The organism is Cupriavidus sp. U2, from assembly GCF_009663685.2.
Taxonomy (GTDB): Bacteria; Pseudomonadota; Gammaproteobacteria; order Burkholderiales; family Burkholderiaceae; genus Cupriavidus; species Cupriavidus necator_C.
The window spans coordinates 73,136-88,670 of sequence record NZ_RCOG02000028.1; the positions used below are offsets into that span (position 1 = coordinate 73,136).

Consider the following 15,535-nt stretch of genomic DNA (forward strand, 5'->3'; position numbering starts at 1 on the left):
CCCGAGGGAACCATATGTCCGAAAAGCACTTGTCCAGTCAGTTCGACACCGATCTCACCGACATCTGCACCGCGGTGTTACAAATGGGTGGCCTTGTGGAAGCTCAGGTTCAGTCCGCAGTCCGCGCATTGGAAACGTTCGACGTCGCGTTTGCCGATCAGGTCATTGCTGCAGAGACACGAGTTAATCAACAGGAGATCGAGATCGACGCGCACTGCAGCCACATTATTGCGCGGCGTCAGCCCACTGCCCGAGACTTGCGTCTGCTGATGGCGATCTCCAAATCCATCACGAATCTCGAACGCGCCGGAGACGAGGCGTACAAGATCGCGAAGCGGTCAAAGCGCATCATCGACGAAGTAGGCCGCTCTACCATCGAGTTCTCCGAAATCCGCGTATCGGCGGCGCTGGCTGTTGATATGTTGCGCAACGCACTCGATGCCTTCGCACGCCTGGACGCAGTCGCCGCGGCGGCGATCGTGCGGGACGACCGCGCTCTCGATCAAGAGTTTCGCGGCTTCGTTCGCAAGCTCATGAGTTACATGATGGAGAATCCGCGGTTGATATCGGTGTGCCTCGACTACCTGTTCGTGGCCAAGGCAATCGAGCGCATCGGGGATCATGCCAAGAACATTGCTGAATTTACGATCTACATCGTGAAGGGAACGGACGTCCGCCACATCGACCAAGACTCGCTTGAGCATGAGGCAAACAAGCAATGAGCGCAAATCGTATCGCAATGACCAAGATCGCGCACAAGACAGTTCTTGTTGTGGAAGATGAGCCGGCGATCTGCGAGCTCATCGCCATCAACCTGCAGCACGCGGGATTCATCCCAATTCGAGCGTATGACGCGAGCATGGCGATTCGAATGATTGCCGACGTTGTGCCGGACATCATCCTGCTGGATTGGATGATGCCCACCAAGTCTGGCCTGCAATTGGCGCGCGAGTTGCGCGCCGACGAGCGTACGGCCGAGGTGCCCATCATCATGATCACGGCCCGATCCGAGGAGTCGGACAAGATTTCCGGCCTGGATGCGGGTGCCGACGACTATGTCACCAAGCCGTTTTCTCCTCGGGAGCTGATTGCGCGGGTCCGTGCGGTATTGCGCCGACGCGCTCCGCAACTGACAGACGATGCCGTGGCAGTGGGCCCCCTTCGGCTAGATCCGGTCCGGCACCGTGTCTATCTCGTTGGCGACGAGGGCGATCAGACGCTCGAGTTAGGCCCGACCGAGTTCCGATTGCTGCATTTCATGATGACGCACCCGGAGCGCGTTCACAGCCGCGCACAGATCCTTGACAAGGTCTGGGGTGACCACGTCTTTGTGGAGGAGCGCACCGTTGACGTCCAGATTAAACGGCTGCGCGCATGTTTGTCGAAGGGCGATGTCGCGGAGTTGATCGAGACCGTGCGCGGCGCCGGCTATCGCCTCTCGGCTGATGGACTGCGGGAGCGCAGAAGGCGGTCGGCCACGACTACCGCCGAAGCCAGGATGTAGCAGAGCGGTAGCCCCCCCGGAGACGTCATCCGGTCGCGAGCGCGTCGGCGATCTCTTTTGCAGTTGATCTCGCCGAGCGCAGCACGCCAATCAGCGTGGCCGATGCGAAGCCGGTCCATTCCCCATAGCCGACCAGCCACAGCCGCGGCTCGGCTACGGACCGGGTCCCATTTACCGCGACACGCCCATCCGCGCTGGTGATACCCAGGCTTTCAAGGTGCTGGGTCGCAGGGAGGAAGCCGGTACACCATACGATGGCATCGAAGGGCGCCAAATACCCATCCTCCCACGCCGCGCCGGTTGCGGTGAGGCGCTGTGGCATGCGCACGGATGTCAGCGCGCCGCGCTCACGAGCATCCTTGACGGACTGCACCATGACCACGTCTCCCAGGCCACCGGGCAGTTCGTCGACCGGTCGACCCTCGACCGTTGCCATCCAGCGCGCAGTGGCGCGCGCGAACAGCACGCGACCATCCACACTGTCCGGCAGGAACATCGGGGGCGCGAGGGTTGCCCACGTTGTCTCGGCCACGGCGGAAATCTCCGCAAGGATCTGCGCGCCCGAATTGCCGCCACCGACGACGAGCACACGCTTGCCGGCGAACTCGTCTGCGCCACGGTACTGCGCCGAATGTATCTGCGTGCCGAGAAACTGATCCCCGCCGAGGAAAACGGGTCGGAACGGATGCCGCCAGGTGCCCGTCGCGCTGACGAGCGCCTTGGTAGAGTAGGCTCCGGTATCGGTCTGAACGACTAGCCCGGTGCCGTTACGCGCGATTGCATGGACCACGACGGGACGTCTGATGGGAATGGCGTACCGTTGTTCGTAGGCGGCGAGGTAGTCGACGACTTGCGCTTTAGACGGGTAGGATCCATCGCGCGTGGCGGGCATCGGCCAGCCGGGCAACGAACTCCATTGCGCGGGGGAGAACAGCCGCAATGAGTCCCATGTATGTTGCCAGGCGCCGCCAGGGCCGCCCTCGCTGTCCAGCACAACGAACGACAGCCCGGTGCGCCGCAGGAAGTAGCTGACGGCCAATCCGGACTGCCCACCACCGACTACCACGACATCGACGTTTTCCATGCTCTCTGGTCGGCAGTGACTATTCGGCGGCGGCCACCCGGCCCGTTGGCTCGGCTGTTGCCGAACGAATGGCGAACAGCGCGCAGGTAGCCGCGAGTCCCAATCCGCCTGACACCCACAACGCCTTCGCTCCCCAGAGGTCGATGCAGATGCCGAACAGCCACGGCGCTAGCGCCTGCGCGATCCGTGCTGGCACCATCAGTACGCCTTGACGATGCCCATAGCCGTGCGGCCCGAAGATGACGAGTGGCAGCGTGCCCTTGGCGATGGTCAGGATGCCGTTGCCTGCGCCGTGCAACACGCCGAACAGCGTGGCCGCCGGTGCGCCGATGATCACGAAGGCCGCCGCGCCCACAGGGTGCAGGGAGGCGGCAAGCCGTGCCGACAGCAATGGATGGACCTTGCGTAGCAGGCCGAATTCGAGCAGACGGGCGCCCACCTGGGAGGGGCCGATCAGCGCGCCGACCAACACGGCGGTGGCCAGTGTCGCGCCGCCGGCCTGCAGCAGCCGAGGCAGGTGCGCCGCCATGGCCGTGCTGATAAACCACGTCGCCGCGAACACGAAGGCCAGCGCATAGGTCGCCATCGGCCCAGGATTGGAGGCGGCCAGATCGGCGCCACCGGAACTCGCGGTTTGCCCGGCGCCTTTGGGTGCCAGCGCCTCCCCGGCACGTGGCAGGCTAGCATTGAGCGCTAGGCCCAGTGTCAAGTGCAACGCCGCCCACACGAAGCAGGCCACGCGCCAGCCGTAGTGGCTCTCCAGAAACGAGGAGAGGGGCCAGCCAACCGTGCTCGCGAAGCCGGCGATCAGCGTGATGCCGGTGATGGCATTGCGCGAATGCGTGCCGTACAGGCGCACCAGTGTCGCAAAAGCGGCTTCGTAGAGGCCGCTGCCCATGCCAATGCCGAGGACCAGCCACGCTGCGAATAATCCGATGGCCTCCCGCGCGAACCCGAGGCCGGCGAGCCCCGTCGCGAACACGAGGCTGGTGCCGATCAGCACCGGTCGGCCTCCCAATCGGTCGATCAGTCGCCCGGCGTATGGTCCGAGTAGAGCGGAGACGACCAGCGCCGCGCTGAATGCTGCGAAGACCGTGGGCACGGATACCCCCGTGTCGCGCGCCATGGGCACGGCCAGCATTGCCACCAGATAGTAGGACGACGCCCATGCGAGCGTCTGTGCAGCCCCGAGTCGGGCCACGAGACTGCCAGTCGGCGAGTTCGCCATAGTCTTTCCTACTCGACTTCGCCGTCGTCGGTGTCTGCGGTAGCCGCCTGCCGTTCGTGGTCCATCGCTGCGGCGGCCAGCGCCGCGGCACGCGCCGGTGCCGCATCCTTGCGCTCGCTGTAGCGGTCGGTCAGATAGTCGGACCGGTCCCGGACGAGCAGCGTGAACTTGTACAGTTCCTCCATTACATCGACCACGCGGTCGTAGTAAGAAGAAGGCTTCATGCGGCCGGACGCGTCGAATTCCTGGTACGCCTTGGCCACCGACGACTGGTTCGGGATCGTCACCATCCGCATCCAGCGGCCCAGCACGCGCAGCGCATTGACGGCATTGAATGATTGAGATCCGCCGCAGACCTGCATTACCGCCAGCGTGCGACCTTGCGTCGGCCGGATGCCGGCGCTTTCCAGCGGCAGCCAGTCGATCTGGTTCTTGAAAACGGCCGTCAGCGTGCCGTGGCGCTCCGGGCTGCACCAGACCTGACCCTCTGACCATTCGGATAGCTTGCGCAGTTCCACGACTTTCGGATGGTCGGCGGGCACGCTGTCAGTAACGGGCAGGCCATGTGGGTCGAACACACGTGTCTCGGCGCCGAAGTGTTGGAGGATGCGTTCCGCTTCCAGCGTCAGCAGCCGGCTGTAGGACGTGGGGCGCAACGAGCCGTAGAGCAGCAGGATGCGCGGCGGGTGCGTGCTGACGCGCGCGGGCTCCAGCTTGTCCAGGTCAGGTGTGTCGAGCACCGACGGCACGACGTTGGGCAAGGCAACTGTCATTGCGTGACCCTCCGGCCCTGCGCATCGATGACGAGCTCGCCATCCTCCTTGGTGAACGGACCCTGCTGCGATGACGGCAGGATGTCGAGTACGAGCTCAGACGGCCGGCATAGCCGGACGCCGCGCTCTGTCAAGACGAACGGCCGGTTGATCAGGATCGGATGCGCGAGCATCGCGTCGAGCAACTGATCGTCGGTCAATGCCGGATCGGCGAGGCCCAGTTCCGCGTACGGTGTGCCTTTCTCGCGAATCGCTTCGCGCACGGTCAGGCCCGCTTGCGCGATCATTTGCTGCAGTTGCGCCCGCGAGGGCGGTGCAATCAGATACTCGATGACTTCTGGCTCTATGCCTGCATTGCGGATCATCGCGAGTGTATTGCGCGACGTTCCGCATTCAGGGTTGTGGTAGATCGTGACAGACATCAGATTTCCTTAGTTGGCCTTGGCCTCGTACCACGTCTGCGAGCGGTTGACGATGTTGACAACCAGCAGCATGACCGGTACCTCGATGAGCACCCCGACGACTGTGGCGAGCGCCGCGCCCGACTGGAAGCCAAAGAGGCTGATGGCGGTGGCAACGGCCAATTCGAAGAAGTTACTCGCGCCGATCAGGCTGGACGGACCCGCCACGCAGTGCGCGACGCCGAGCTTGCGGTTCAGCAGGTAGGCCAGGCCCGAATTGAAGAAGACCTGAATCAGGATCGGCACCGCCAGCAGAGCGATCACAAGCGGCTGGTCGATGATGGCCTTGCCCTGGAACGCAAACAGAAGGACCAGCGTGAGCAGCAGCGCGCCAATCGAATACGGCCCCAGCGCGTGGGCGACCCGCTGGAAATAGGCAACGCCGCGTGCGAGCAGCAGCTTGCGAACCCATTGAGAAATGATGACCGGCACGATGATGTACAGGCCGACCGAGGTGAGCAGCGTGTCCCACGGCACTGTGATCGACGACAACCCGAGCAGCAGCGCCACGACCGGCGCAAACGCCACGACCATGATCGCGTCGTTCAACGCCACTTGCGACAGCGTGAAGTAGGGATCGCCCTTGCAGAGCTGACTCCAGACAAAAACCATTGCCGTGCACGGCGCGGCGGCCAGAAGGATCAGCCCGGCCACATAGCTGTCGAGCTGGTCGGCCGGCAGCAGCGGCGCGAACAGGTGCCGCACGAACAGCCAGCCCAGCAGCGCCATCGAGAACGGCTTGACGGCCCAGTTGATGAACAGTGTCACGCCGATGCCTCGCCAGTGCGATTTGACCTGGCCCAGCGCCGTGAAGTCGATCTTCAGGAGCATCGGGATGATCATCACCCAGATCAGGAAGCCCACGGGCAGGTTGACCTGCGCGTACTCCATGCGGCCGATGGCCTGGAAGACGTTGGGCATCATCTGGCCAAGCGCGATACCGACGACGATGCACAACGCGACCCAGACGGTGAGATAGCGTTCGAAGAAACCAATGGCCGGCTTGCTAGCGGCACGGCCCGGGGAAGCGAGGTCCTGGCTGCTCATCGTTCAGCTCCCAGCCAGACGCTGGAGCGTCTCTTGAAGTTCGGCATTGCTCATGTCTTCGATTGGAAGCAGCAGCAATTGCAGCATGCGATAGGCGATGGCCTGGCGCGTCAGTTCGAATGCCTGGCGCTTCTTCTCGTCGCCGCCTTCCGTATTCGATGGATCGGGGTAGCCCCAATGCACTTTCACAGGGCTACCCGGCCAATAGGGACATTCCTCTTCGGCGGCGCTGTCGCATACCGTGATGACGACACGCATCTCTGGGGCATTCTCGCCGACAAACACATCCCAACTCTTGCTGCTGAAGTTGCTGACATCAACCCCGGCATTGCCAAGCACTTCGATCGCAAACGGGTTGATACGCCCACTGGGCGAGCTTCCAGCGCTATAGGCGCGCACATCACGGCCAAGTTGCTCGGCCAGTTGGTTCAACATCCCTTCGCTCAGCACACTGCGGGCCGAGTTATGGGTACACAAGATCAGTACGTTGGTGGTCATGGGGCGCTACGTAATAGTATTGGAGTGCGGCTCGGAATGCGTGTCACTGCTTTCCGATATCCCGAACGGCCTTCTGGAGCGCGACGGCGTCCAGCTTCGGAATTGGCAAAGACAGGAACAGTTCGATGCGGCGCTTGAGCGAAATCGCGGCGTCGTTGATGGCCTGTTTTTTCTGGGCATCGGTGCCTTCGCACGCCGCCGGATCGGGGACGCCCCAGTGCGCGGTCATCGGCTGGCCCGGCCAGATCGGGCAGACTTCACCCGCCGCCTTGTCACATACCGTGAAGACAAAATCGAGTTCCGGTGCGCCGTCTTTTGAGAACTCGTCCCAGCTCTTGCTGCGAAACCCTTTTGTCTCCATGCCGTGGCGTGCCAGTGCGGCCAGTGCCAAGGGATTCACGACGCCGGTGGGATGGCTCCCGGCTGAAAAGGCACGGAAGCGGCCTTTCCCCAGATGATTCATCAGGCCCTCCGACAAGATCGAGCGTGCGGAATTGCCGGTGCAGATGAACAGCACGTTGTAGATTTTTTCGCTCATGGTTGCCTTAGCAGCAAGAAGGATTGGTCGTGACCGCAACGCCGATGGGCTTTCCCTTTGGGGCTCGCGGGGCACAGCATGCGGATTCTGCCGACGCGGCCCCGACCTGCTTGGACTCGCCGTACATCGGCACACTGCCAAGCGTGTGGAAGTGTTCCCACGCAATACCTTGCGGATCGGTGAGCCAGTATTTGTCGCTGCGGGCGTAGCAGCAGGTCGTCTCACCTTCGTCGAACCGCGCCATGTCGGCAGCCTCGGCGCGTGACTTCAGTTCCGTTAGTTCGGCGGCGTCATCGGTCTGGAATCCCAGGTGGTCCACACCGGGCTCCGCACCGCGCGCAGAAATGGCGAAGTTCACGCGCGGGTCTTCGAGCATCCATTTCGCATAGTCGTCCTTGACGACGCTCGGCTCGGCGGCGAACAGCGCAGAGTAATAACGGATGCTGGCCGAAAGGTCGGCCACGCTGACGTGAACGTGGAAGCGCTTCATGATCAGGACTCCGAGGTAGCGGAACAGCCGGCGAGCGGCGAGCACAGATTCCCGCCGCAGCAGTTCTCCGTGAGATAGTCAATCAGAACACTCATGGTCTCGAAGCGAGCCATATAGATGATGGACCGGCCGTCCTGGCGGCTGGCGAGCAGTCCGGCCCGGTGCAGTTCCTTGAGATGGAAGGACAGGGACGACGCTGGCATCTCCATTAGTTCGGCGATGCGACCGGCAGGCAGGCCCTCTGGTCCAGCCTGCACGAGCAGTCGGAACACAGCCAGGCGGACGGCGTGAGCGAGCGCGGCAAGCGCTTCAAGTGCGTTTTCGGTTTCCATTATTTGAATATATTCGAATAATGGAAACCATGCAACCTTTGATACTGCCTGAGAAATCCGATTGGGCCTGCGTTAGGTCAGCGCGGCACCTGCGTCGGTGAAACTGCTGACGGCTGCACTTCGCCTCGCACGTCGACTACCAACTGACTTTCGGTCATCCGCGGCTGCCCATCGTGACGAGTGCAGTTCCAGCGGTGCGCCAGATTGAGCCACCTGGCGGGTTCGCGACTCCGGCCGACTAAATCGGGACACATTCCAGAGTTCTGATCGCCCCCCTGGAATCAAGTCGGATGGAGCGGACTAACGCTCCGAATCACCAGCGTTCGGCCGTATGAGCCCAAGCAACTGGGGCAGACGCCTGGCTATCGCCCGCTGAGCGTCACTCTCGATCGCCCGGTAGATCTTGAGCACGCGTTGCCCCGTCGGAGTGAGCTGCGCCCCACCGCCGGACGCCCCCCCACGTTGCTTCAACACCAGAGGTTCCACGAAGTCGGCATTCATGGCCGCCACAAGCGACCAAACCTTCTGATAGCTCATATTCAAGCGTCTTCCCGTTTCGGCAATCGAACCAGTCTCGGCGATCCCCTCCAGCACATCGGCCTTGCCTGGCCCGATGGCTACTGCGTGCTTGATCTCGACCCGGAAGCGGGCCTTTTCGTGGGCGGGCGAAGCTGCGAGCGTCGGTTTCATGCCATGGATTATCCGCGATTCTGGAGTGCGCGCCATGCGATATACTTTCAATGCGATATCGAATCAGTTATATATCGCATACCCAATACGCCCATTACCTTCGGAAGAGTGGCCCCTCATGCCCGTATCTCGTCGTCGCGTCATTGCCTCATTTACCGCTGTGATGGTGCTTTCTGGTTCTGTGGCCCATGCGCAGACGGTTCCCACGGTGGCCGCGGCGGCCGACCTCAAGTTCGCCATCGAGGAAGTGGCGGCGCGCTTCGAGAAGGACACCGGCCAGAAGCTGCGGCTGGTATTCGGCTCCTCGGGCAACTTCTACTCGCAGATCCAGCAGGGCGCGCCGTTCCATCTGTATATGTCTGCCGACGAGGCCTTCGTCTTCAAGCTCGCCGATGCGGGCAAGACGGTGGATCGCGGTCGTCTGTACGCCCTGGGCCGGATCGGCATCATCGTGCCGCATGGCTCGTCGCTGAAGGCAGACGGGGAATTCAAGGACCTGGCCGCCGCGCTCAAGGACGGCCGGGTGCAGAAGTTCGCCATCGCCAATCCGGAGCACGCGCCCTACGGCGCCCGCGCGAAGGAGGCGCTACAGCATGCCGGCCTCTGGGAGGCCATTCAGCCCAAACTGGTGCTCGGCGAGAACATCTCCCAAACGGCCCAATTCGCCACCTCCGGCTCGACGCAGGGCGGCGTGATCGCCCTGTCGCTCGCGAAGGCGCCGGAAGTGGCCAAGCTCGGCCAGTTCGCGCTGATTCCCGAGTCCTGGCATGACCCCCTGCGGCAACGCATGGTGCTGGTCAAGGGCGCGCCGCCCGAGGCCAAGGCCTTCTACGACTACATCAGTACGCCCGCCGCGCAGGAGATCATGACGCGGTACGGCTTCACCATGCCCAAGGACCAATAGGAGCGGGGCACCGTGGATTGGCGCGCGTTGGGGTTATCCGTCCAGTTGGCGGCAGTGACGCTGCTCCTGCTGCTGCCGCCTGGGCTGCTGCTGGGGCGTTGGCTGGCTTATTCGCCATGGCGCGGCAAAGCGTGGATCGAGGCGCTGGTGGTCCTGCCCCTGGTGCTGCCGCCCACGGTGCTTGGCTACTATCTGCTCGTGTCGCTTGGCGGCGCCTCGCCACTGGGTCAGATCGCGGCCAAGGCCGACATCCGCCTGACCTTCAACTTCCTGGGTCTCGTGATCGCGTCGCTGGTCTTCAACGTGCCCTTCCTTGTTCAACCGGTCCAGCGCGCCTTTGCGGCAGTCCCGAAGCAGCTGGGCGAAGCCGCAGCGGTGAGCGGGCTCAATGCCTGGCAGACCTTCTGGCGCATCGAGTTGCCGCTGGCGTGGCCCGGTGTGCTGTCCGCCATGGTGCTGACGTTCGTCCACACGCTTGGCGAGTTCGGCGTCGTGCTGATGATCGGGGGGAGCATTCCCGGCGAGACCAAGACGATTGCCATTGCCATCTACGATCGCGTGCAGGCGTTCGACCTGGGCAGCGCCCACCGCATGGCGCTGCTGCTCCTGGTCTTCTCGCTGGGCGCGGTCGCAACCTCGCTCTTTGCCTCGTCGCGGCTGACGGCGCGACGCTGATGGATGCCATGATCTCCGCGGCCCTGGAGGTACTCGTCGAGCAGACGCGGCCCATGCCGCTGTCGGCCGCATTTCGCTGTCAGCCCAACGAGCTGCTGGCGCTGGTCGGTCCCTCCGGCGCGGGCAAGACTTCCGTGTTGCGGGTGCTCAGTGGACTGATGAAGCCGGAGCGCGGCCGCGTGATCGTCGCCGGCCAGATCTGGTGCGATACCGATCGGGGCATATTCGTTCCACCCCAACGCCGGCATGTGGGGTTGGTGTTCCAGAACTATGCACTGATGCCGCATCTCAGTGCCCAAGAGAACGTTGAACTGTCGCTGTTGCACCTGAGCCCCAGGGCGCGTCGTGCACAGGCGATTGCGTGGCTGGAACATATGCATCTGGCAGCCGACGTGCAGGCAAGACGTCCCTCGGCGTTGTCCGGCGGGCAGCAGCAGCGTGTGGCACTGGCCCGAGCGCTCGCGCGGGAGCCCAAGCTGTTGCTGTTGGATGAGCCATTCTCCGCCGTCGACCAGATGAGCCGGCAGGCGTTGTACCGCCTGCTTGCCGATCTGCGCAGCGAACTCGCGATTCCGATGCTGCTGGTGACGCATGACCTGAACGAGGCGCGGCTCTTGGCAGATCATCTGGTGGTCATGGATGGCGGCGAGGTGTTGCAAGAGGGGCCTCCCCAATCGATCCAGCGCAAGCCCCGCAATGCGCGCGTAGCGGATCTTCTGGGCATCCAGAATCATTTCCACGGCACATGGGAAGGACCGGCAGACGCCGGCACGGCGCGGTTGCGCTGGACCGTGCCCGGCGTCGAAACGCGCGGACCAGTGCTGACGGTCAGGGACAAGGGACGCATTCCGGTCGGGCAGGCGGTTCGCTGGGTCGTTCCGGGCGACGCCATCACGCTGCATGAGCCATCCAGTGCGGCCCCCAGTGACCTTCCCGCGCAGGTGGTCGACGCGAGGCATCTTGGAGAGCTGCTCTTGGTCAGCTTGAGCCTGACCAGCTTGCCGGCGGCAACGCTGCGGCTGACGCTCTCCGGCGTTGCACCTGACCGATTCCCCACTGGCGCGACGCTCGCCGTGCGCCTCGACTCCGATCTCATTCACGTCATGCCCTTGCGGCAGCATCCATCATGAACCACAGTGCATCGAACCCCTCGCAGTCCAAGGCCTCAGCCTTCGTTGGCGGGGGCCTGGTCGGCACCCTTGGCGGACTGATCGGGCTGGGCGGCGCCGAGTTTCGTCTGCCGCTGCTGATTGGCTTCTACCGCTTTGCTGCGCTGGAAGCGGTCATCCTGAACAAGGCCATGAGTTTGGTGGTCGTAGCATTCGCCTTGCCTTTCCGGACCCAGGCGGTGCCGGTCGCGCAGGTGCTCTCCCACTGGCCCGTCATTCTCAACCTGCTCGCGGGGAGCCTGATCGGCGCGTGGTGCGGGGCGAGCTGGGCCACGCGCATGCGCTCGGACCTGCTGTATCGGATCATCGCCATCCTGCTTGTCGGCATGGCCGTGGTGCTCTGGACGAGTCACGGTGCCGGTAGCCACCAGGCCTTGCTCCAACCGGGTCCCGTGCAGATCGCCGGTGGTGTAGTGGCTGGCTTCGCGATCGGCGTCGTGGCCGCCGTCATGGGTGTGGCCGGCGGCGAACTGCTGATTCCAACGCTGACGCTTCTCTTTGGCGTCGATCTCAAGCTGGCGGGCAGCCTGAGCCTGGCCATCAGCCTGCCTACCATGCTGGCCGCTTTCGCGCGCTACAGCCGTGACCAGAGCTTCTCGGTGCTGGTCCGCCATCGCGGCTTCGCGGGACTGATGGCAGCCGGTTCCATCGTCGGCGCCTATCTCGGCGGCCTGCTGCTCGGCATCGTGCCCACGGGCCTGCTGCTGCCTCTACTAGCCGCCATCCTGCTGATCTCGGCCGTCAAGGTCTGGCGCCACAAGTAGGCCAGTCATGCAAACCGATGCTGTTCTCGTCCGTAGCGCCAATGATATCGGGTCGACGGTCGCCCACTGGCGGCACATTGGCACTCGCAGGCGAACCTCGCGCATTGGGTATTGCCGGGCGTGAGCGGTTCGTCTATCCAAGAAGACGCGCGGCTGCTGCAGGTAAGCGGCAAGAAGGACACTGGTAGTCCTAGTTTGAGCGATGTGGGCAGCGCGGACCACCCACAGTCTCGCCAAATCCGGCTTCTGGTCGTCGCGCCTGTACGTCGGGTCGCGAGGGGAGCGCAAGGGGCCGCGGGATGGCAGCCCTCTGGCATTCACTCAGACGAACCGCCGATCCTTGAAACTAACTTTGCGCTTGTAGTCCTCCATAGAGCCGACCTTGCGAATGTCCGCCCAGGTGCCCTTGTAGTACGGCACGATGTTGCGGTCGGTCCAGTCCGTCGTCACATCCCCCTGAATACCGTTGACGTATCCGAAGACCATGAAGGTCTGTCCGGACTTGGCCGATGGCACGGGGTAAGCCATGGCATAGGTCGAACCGAAGTCGTTGAAGACTTCCACGACATCGCCCGCTTCAATGCCCAGGGATTTGGCATCACCAGGATTCAGCTCGATATACGCCATGGGGTATCGCCCCTTGACGAAATCGTTGTACTGGTCGTGATACGCGGTCTGCCAGATCTCGTTGTTCCGGCCGTTATTGATCCAGAACTTGTACTTGCTCTTCAGGTCCGCAACGGTCTTCGGCAACCCTGGCCACGGTGACGGCTTGAATTCCGCTTTGCCGTCCTTCGTGTCGAACTTGCCATCGGTGTAGAGCATCTCGGTGCCGACCAGTTTCCCGTTGGCGTATTCCTTGATCGGAAGTTGCACGCCATTGTTCGCCATGGCGCGCAGACGCTCATAGGTCGCGAGGTTGCCGGTTGGGCCACCCTGGCTGTCGATGGGGCCAACGCCTGGTTGGCCGGCCTGCCGAAAGCCGTCGTTGAAAGCATCTTCTTCCGTCTTCCACGCGAAGCCCTCATAGCGCTTGGCGGCGTTCGCGTTGCCTGCTTTCTCGTACATGGCCTTCAGGGTGTTCGCAATCCGCGCGGCGATCAGGCAGTCGGGAAGCGCCGATCCCGGCGGGTCCATGAAGCGTTCGGATAGCCGCATTCGGCGTTCGCCGTTCATTGACGTCAGGTTCATTTCGCCGGGGTGCGTGGCAGGTAGCATGACGTGCGCAGCCTCAGCCAGCTTGGTCGGATAGAGGTTGATGCTGGTCACAAAAAGCCCCCCTTTGCGGGTCGCCTCATAAATGACGTCAGCCATCTGGTCAGGCGTGGCGCCACGCGTCTTCGACATGGCTTCCTTCACCATCTGTGAGCGGCGTAGCACTGCTTCGCGCAATGCCTGGGCATTGTTGCTGGTCTGGAAGTTGTTGCATGCCCACCAGGTCATCATCCGACCCTTTCCCTTGATGAGTTCCTGGTCGATATAGATCTTGCCTTTGCCGGGATAGGGCGGCCTTGTGTAGCCCTCCTGGTGGCCGCCCATGCGCACTACGCCCGTTCCGCGTCGTCCGACGTTGTGCGTAGCCAGGACAAGATCCACGAGAGACGACTGGATCAGGTAGTTGTCATTGCCCCAGATGATGCCCTTCTCATAGGCGTGCATCGTTCGCGGCATTTGGCCGCTCGCCTTGGGCTTGTATGCCCATTCGGCCGCCTTCACGAGGTTCTCTTGTGGAATGCCGGTGATGCGCGAGGTCTCGTCGATGGAGAGCCGGTTTGCCTTGATGGCGGCCTCGAACCCACGCGTGTACGTCTCAATGAACGGCCGATCGATCCATCCCTTATCGACTACGTAGGTGAAGAGACCATTGAAGAGTGCCACGTCCGTTCCAGGTTGCAGATCCAGATGCAGCACGTTGTCCTTGCCCGCAACCTGTTCCGCGATCGCGACCGTGGGGGTGCGACGCGGATCGACCAGGATAATCTTCGCCTTCTCCATGGCCTCGCCAGGAAAGCGAGTCTTGCGCTTCTCGACGGTTCCCCCTTGGAGGTTCGGCACCCAATGATTCAGGAAGTAGTTGGTTTGGGTCTCGTAAGCGTTCGTGCCAATTGCCATGATCACGTCGGCCAACTCGGCATCCTCGTACGAGTTGTTGAGTTCGCCGATGCCCATCTCGCGTGTGGCGTGGCACTCGGAGTTGTAGGCCGGGCGATTGTGGATGCGGACCATTTGCGTCTGGATCGCGGAGAACATCAGCTTCCCGGTTCCCCAGGTGTTTTCGAAGCCGCCGCCCGCGCCGCCATGATCGAAGCACGAGAAGACAACGCCATCCGGCCCATCGCGATCGAGCACGCGCTTCATCACGCCGGCGTACACGGCCATGGCGTTGTCCCAGTCCGTCTCCAACCATTGATCAGCAAGATAGATCATTGGGCTGTGAAGCCGGTCTCGCCCGATACCGTCTGGGGTGTACATGTATGCCGCCATCTTCCCGCCGCGCGTCGAGCTCAAGCCGCTATTCACCACGCAGGCCTTGTCGGGAACAATCATGATGTTGTGGCGCGATCCGTCGGCGTTCGTGACCACATTCGTCATGACAGGCGTCAGCGTCAATGCAAGCGGAGGCACCTGCTTGCGAAAGTCGGTGCCCAATGCGTTCTGGCTAGGGGCGCGCCCGCCTTCCGAGCCCTCAGGCCATTTGTAGACGTGATAGCCACACCCGACGATGCAGAAGTGGCACGTCATGTTGGTCTTCTGTGCGTTGACTGGTGGCAGGGTCAACCGGTCTTTTGTGGTGGGCATGATCGTCTCCGGTATCGCTGGTCACAGAATGTTGGCTTGACGCCCGTAGATGAGTCCTTCGACTCCAACCGCGGAGATACTGCCGGTTTGTGCGTCGTACGCGAGTTGCACACGAGGAAGGTTCTCCGTCGCCTGGCCGCAGATCATCTGGCCGGACTTCTCGGCATCGAACATGCTGAAATGGCACGGGCATTTGAATGTTCGCGTCGCTTGGTCATACGTGACGGGACATCCCATGTGCGTGCACTGGGTGCTATAGGCGACGATGTCCTTATCCGGGCCCACACCGCCTGGTACCGGTGTTCCCATCTTTATCGCGGCGCATGGGGAAGCAGCATCCGGATAGCTGAACGGCACCGCCTGATTGACGGCCATCTTGCCGACGCTGCCGACGGTCCGCCGGGGGTATGGCAAGAGCGTTCGACTGGTGTCGGGGGCTGCCGGTGTGGCGGCCTCGGCGTGCGTCAGTGGGCCGACTGCTCCTGCGGCAGCACCGATGCCACTGATTTTCAGGAAGGTGCGCCGGGAAACGTTCTCCGTCATGGTCTCCTCCATTTCGCCTGGAAACTGCTACCGTTT

General features: G+C 62.7%; 18 protein-coding genes. 6 read left to right on the plus strand and 12 right to left on the minus strand.

Annotated features, from left to right (window positions below; translation table 11 throughout):
* Positions 1-14: 14 nt before the first annotated feature.
* Positions 15-722 (plus strand): phosphate signaling complex protein PhoU, encoded by a 708-nt coding sequence (phoU, locus tag D9X30_RS22870; protein WP_153949570.1) that lies wholly within the window; start codon positions 15-17, stop codon positions 720-722.
* Between the two features lie 17 nt (positions 723-739).
* Entirely contained in the window at positions 740-1,504 is a 765-nt protein-coding gene (gene phoB, locus D9X30_RS22875) for a phosphate regulon transcriptional regulator PhoB (RefSeq protein ID WP_153949569.1), read from the plus strand.
* A 25-nt stretch (positions 1,505-1,529) separates the two neighbouring features.
* Here the strand turns inward: phoB and D9X30_RS22880 are convergent, their stop codons facing one another.
* The 10 genes from D9X30_RS22880 to D9X30_RS22925 all read right to left on the minus strand — a co-directional run bounded on the left by D9X30_RS22880 (position 1,530) and on the right by D9X30_RS22925 (position 8,645).
* The gene (locus D9X30_RS22880; protein WP_153949568.1) at positions 1,530-2,588 is read right to left on the minus strand and encodes an ArsO family NAD(P)H-dependent flavin-containing monooxygenase; all 1,059 of its coding nucleotides are present in this window, start codon (positions 2,586-2,588) and stop codon (positions 1,530-1,532) included.
* A gap of 19 nt (positions 2,589-2,607) precedes the next feature.
* A complete protein-coding gene (locus D9X30_RS22885; RefSeq protein ID WP_153949567.1) occupies positions 2,608-3,816 on the minus strand; it encodes an MFS transporter in 1,209 nt (402 codons plus the stop codon).
* 8 nt (positions 3,817-3,824) lie between these two features.
* Positions 3,825-4,589 carry an arsenical resistance protein ArsH gene (gene arsH, locus D9X30_RS22890; RefSeq protein WP_153949566.1) on the minus strand — a complete coding sequence of 255 codons (765 nt, stop codon included), beginning with the start codon at positions 4,587-4,589 and terminating at the stop codon, positions 3,825-3,827.
* The gene (gene arsC, locus D9X30_RS22895) at positions 4,586-5,011 is read right to left on the minus strand and encodes an arsenate reductase (glutaredoxin) (RefSeq protein ID WP_153949565.1); all 426 of its coding nucleotides are present in this window, start codon (positions 5,009-5,011) and stop codon (positions 4,586-4,588) included. Before arsC ends, arsH begins: the two co-directional genes overlap by 4 nt.
* A gap of 9 nt (positions 5,012-5,020) precedes the next feature.
* A complete protein-coding gene (gene arsB / locus D9X30_RS22900) occupies positions 5,021-6,097 on the minus strand; it encodes an ACR3 family arsenite efflux transporter (protein ID WP_153949564.1) in 1,077 nt (358 codons plus the stop codon).
* Positions 6,098-6,100: 3 nt separating this feature from the next.
* Positions 6,101-6,595 (minus strand): arsenate reductase ArsC, encoded by a 495-nt coding sequence (locus tag D9X30_RS22905; protein WP_153949563.1) that lies wholly within the window; start codon positions 6,593-6,595, stop codon positions 6,101-6,103.
* 43 nt (positions 6,596-6,638) lie between these two features.
* Positions 6,639-7,133 (minus strand): arsenate reductase ArsC, encoded by a 495-nt coding sequence (locus tag D9X30_RS22910; RefSeq protein ID WP_153949562.1) that lies wholly within the window; start codon positions 7,131-7,133, stop codon positions 6,639-6,641.
* A gap of 7 nt (positions 7,134-7,140) precedes the next feature.
* The gene (locus D9X30_RS22915) at positions 7,141-7,623 is read right to left on the minus strand and encodes an ArsI/CadI family heavy metal resistance metalloenzyme (RefSeq protein WP_153949561.1); all 483 of its coding nucleotides are present in this window, start codon (positions 7,621-7,623) and stop codon (positions 7,141-7,143) included.
* A 2-nt stretch (positions 7,624-7,625) separates the two neighbouring features.
* Positions 7,626-7,955, minus strand: coding sequence for an ArsR/SmtB family transcription factor (locus tag D9X30_RS22920; protein ID WP_153949560.1), 330 nt, complete (start codon positions 7,953-7,955; stop codon positions 7,626-7,628).
* Between the two features lie 300 nt (positions 7,956-8,255).
* Positions 8,256-8,645, minus strand: coding sequence for a winged helix-turn-helix domain-containing protein (locus D9X30_RS22925; RefSeq protein WP_153949559.1), 390 nt, complete (start codon positions 8,643-8,645; stop codon positions 8,256-8,258).
* 163 nt (positions 8,646-8,808) lie between these two features.
* Between D9X30_RS22925 and modA the strand changes: the two genes are divergently transcribed.
* The 4 genes from modA to D9X30_RS22945 are packed head-to-tail and all read left to right on the plus strand — an operon-like array spanning position 8,809 to position 12,157.
* Complete coding sequence (gene modA, locus D9X30_RS22930) at positions 8,809-9,549, plus strand: molybdate ABC transporter substrate-binding protein (RefSeq protein ID WP_153949615.1); 741 nt, start codon at positions 8,809-8,811, stop codon at positions 9,547-9,549.
* Between the two features lie 12 nt (positions 9,550-9,561).
* A complete protein-coding gene (modB, locus tag D9X30_RS22935; protein WP_249641060.1) occupies positions 9,562-10,224 on the plus strand; it encodes a molybdate ABC transporter permease subunit in 663 nt (220 codons plus the stop codon).
* Positions 10,224-11,354, plus strand: coding sequence for an ABC transporter ATP-binding protein (locus D9X30_RS22940; RefSeq protein WP_153949558.1), 1,131 nt, complete (start codon positions 10,224-10,226; stop codon positions 11,352-11,354). The genes modB and D9X30_RS22940 overlap by 1 nt, the downstream gene beginning before the upstream one ends.
* The gene (locus D9X30_RS22945; protein ID WP_153949557.1) at positions 11,351-12,157 is read left to right on the plus strand and encodes a sulfite exporter TauE/SafE family protein; all 807 of its coding nucleotides are present in this window, start codon (positions 11,351-11,353) and stop codon (positions 12,155-12,157) included. The genes D9X30_RS22940 and D9X30_RS22945 overlap by 4 nt, the downstream gene beginning before the upstream one ends.
* Before the next feature lie 321 nt (positions 12,158-12,478).
* Here the strand turns inward: D9X30_RS22945 and D9X30_RS22950 are convergent, their stop codons facing one another.
* Both D9X30_RS22950 and D9X30_RS22955 read right to left on the minus strand, forming a co-directional pair.
* The gene (locus D9X30_RS22950) at positions 12,479-14,956 is read right to left on the minus strand and encodes an arsenate reductase (azurin) large subunit (protein WP_153949556.1); all 2,478 of its coding nucleotides are present in this window, start codon (positions 14,954-14,956) and stop codon (positions 12,479-12,481) included.
* Positions 14,957-14,977: 21 nt separating this feature from the next.
* A complete protein-coding gene (locus tag D9X30_RS22955; protein ID WP_153949555.1) occupies positions 14,978-15,499 on the minus strand; it encodes an arsenate reductase (azurin) small subunit in 522 nt (173 codons plus the stop codon).
* Between the last annotated feature and the right edge of the window lie 36 nt (positions 15,500-15,535).

Coding starts and splice junctions, on each gene's coding strand:
- arsH (WP_153949566.1), bottom strand. CDS start 4,589: ATGACAGTTGCCTTGCCCAACGTCGTGCCGTCGGTGCTCGACACACCT.
- D9X30_RS22915 (WP_153949561.1), bottom strand. CDS start 7,623: ATGAAGCGCTTCCACGTTCACGTCAGCGTGGCCGACCTTTCGGCCAGC.
- phoB (WP_153949569.1), top strand. CDS start 740: ATGACCAAGATCGCGCACAAGACAGTTCTTGTTGTGGAAGATGAGCCG.
- arsB (WP_153949564.1), bottom strand. CDS start 6,097: ATGAGCAGCCAGGACCTCGCTTCCCCGGGCCGTGCCGCTAGCAAGCCG.
- D9X30_RS22920 (WP_153949560.1), bottom strand. CDS start 7,955: ATGGAAACCGAAAACGCACTTGAAGCGCTTGCCGCGCTCGCTCACGCC.
- D9X30_RS22950 (WP_153949556.1), bottom strand. CDS start 14,956: ATGCCCACCACAAAAGACCGGTTGACCCTGCCACCAGTCAACGCACAG.
- D9X30_RS22940 (WP_153949558.1), top strand. CDS start 10,224: ATGGATGCCATGATCTCCGCGGCCCTGGAGGTACTCGTCGAGCAGACG.
- modA (WP_153949615.1), top strand. CDS start 8,809: ATGGTGCTTTCTGGTTCTGTGGCCCATGCGCAGACGGTTCCCACGGTG.
- D9X30_RS22945 (WP_153949557.1), top strand. CDS start 11,351: ATGAACCACAGTGCATCGAACCCCTCGCAGTCCAAGGCCTCAGCCTTC.
- D9X30_RS22905 (WP_153949563.1), bottom strand. CDS start 6,595: ATGACCACCAACGTACTGATCTTGTGTACCCATAACTCGGCCCGCAGT.
- D9X30_RS22955 (WP_153949555.1), bottom strand. CDS start 15,499: ATGACGGAGAACGTTTCCCGGCGCACCTTCCTGAAAATCAGTGGCATC.
- D9X30_RS22925 (WP_153949559.1), bottom strand. CDS start 8,645: ATGAAACCGACGCTCGCAGCTTCGCCCGCCCACGAAAAGGCCCGCTTC.
- phoU (WP_153949570.1), top strand. CDS start 15: ATGTCCGAAAAGCACTTGTCCAGTCAGTTCGACACCGATCTCACCGAC.
- arsC (WP_153949565.1), bottom strand. CDS start 5,011: ATGTCTGTCACGATCTACCACAACCCTGAATGCGGAACGTCGCGCAAT.
- D9X30_RS22910 (WP_153949562.1), bottom strand. CDS start 7,133: ATGAGCGAAAAAATCTACAACGTGCTGTTCATCTGCACCGGCAATTCC.
- D9X30_RS22880 (WP_153949568.1), bottom strand. CDS start 2,588: ATGGAAAACGTCGATGTCGTGGTAGTCGGTGGTGGGCAGTCCGGATTG.
- D9X30_RS22885 (WP_153949567.1), bottom strand. CDS start 3,816: ATGGCGAACTCGCCGACTGGCAGTCTCGTGGCCCGACTCGGGGCTGCA.